At 68.5% G+C, this 1360-nt stretch carries 2 protein-coding genes; both read left to right on the top strand.

Going from position 1 to position 1360, the window contains the following annotated elements; genetic code table 11:
• On the top strand, positions 1-735 hold a 735-nt coding region (locus ACZ7HQ_RS45520), incomplete at its 5' end, for an ABC transporter permease (protein ID WP_471003536.1).
• Positions 736-827: 92 nt separating this feature from the next.
• On the top strand, positions 828-1360 hold a 533-nt coding region (locus ACZ7HQ_RS45515), incomplete at its 3' end, for a substrate-binding domain-containing protein (protein WP_471003533.1).

Raw genomic sequence — 1360 nt, 5'->3', positions numbered from 1 at the left:
GCCCTGGCCTCGGTGTGGGCGACGACCCTGGCCACGCAGGAGTACGGCTTCGCGGGCATCGCGTTCACCGCGGTGCTCGTCGGCCTCGTCGCGGGACTCGTGAACGGCGTCCTCATCGCCTACGGCAACATGGTCCCGTTCATCGCGACGCTGGCGATGCTCGCGTCGGCCCGCGGACTCGCCCTCCAGATCACCGACGGCAAGACCCAGATCGTCACCGTCGACTCGGTCCTCGACCTCGGCCTGCCCGACTCCTACATCCTCGGGATCCCGCCCCTGGTCATCATGTTCGCGGTGGTCACGATCATCGGCTGGCTCATCCTCAACCGGACCACCTTCGGCCGCCGAACGGTCGCCGTCGGCGGCAACGCGGAGGCGGCCCGGCTCGCCGGGATCGACGTCCGCCGCCAGCGCCTCTACCTCTACCTGCTGTCCGGGCTCTGCTGCGGCATCGCCGCCTTCATGCTGATCGTGCTGGCCGGCTCCGGTCAGAACACCAACGGCAACCTGTACGAGCTCGACGCCATCGCCGCCGCGATCATCGGCGGAACCCTGCTCAGCGGCGGCCGGGGCACCATCGTCGGCTCCGTCCTCGGCGTCCTGATCTTCACCACGATCACCAACATCTTCGCGCTCAACAACCTCCAGAGCGACGTCCAGCAGATCGCCAAGGGCGCCATCATCGTCGCCGCCGTCCTCGTCCAGGGCCGCACCATGCGCGGCCGGGAGACCTGAGCGGCCCCGACCGACCGGACACCCCCGGCACCGATACGAACCCCCCGCACCCGCACCTCGTACGCACCCACCGGATGAAGGGTCAGACCGTCATGCCAGAAACCAGCCGCAGAGGACTGCTGTTCGGAACCGCCGCAGTCTCCGCGGGCGCGCTCCTCACCGCCTGTACCAGCAACGAGCCCAAGAAGACCGAGCCCGCCGGCAACAGCGCCCCCGCCGACGACAAGCCCGGCAAGGCCGTCACCATCGGGTTCGCCGGACCGCAGGCCGACCACGGCTGGCTGAACGCGATCAACGTGAACGCCAAGTCCCGGGCGGAGACGTATTCCGACGTCACCCTGGAGATCACCGAGGGCTCCAACGACACCGCCGCCCAGATCGGCCAGGTCAAGACCCTCATCAACAAGAAGGTCGACGTCCTCGTCATCCTCCCCGCCGACGGCAAGGCGCTCACCCAGGTCGGACTGGAAGCGATGAAGGCGGGCATCCCCGTCGTCAACCTGGACCGCATCTTCGCCTCCCCGCAGGCGTACCGCTGCTGGGTCGGCGGCGACAACTACGGCATGGGCCTCAACGCCGGGCACTACATCGGCGAACGGCTGAAGGACAAGCCGAACGCCAAGGT

Source organism: Streptomyces sp. NPDC037290 (assembly GCF_055603245.1).
Note: the sequence above shows the minus strand (reverse complement) of the source record. Positions and strands in the feature narration are given on the sequence as shown.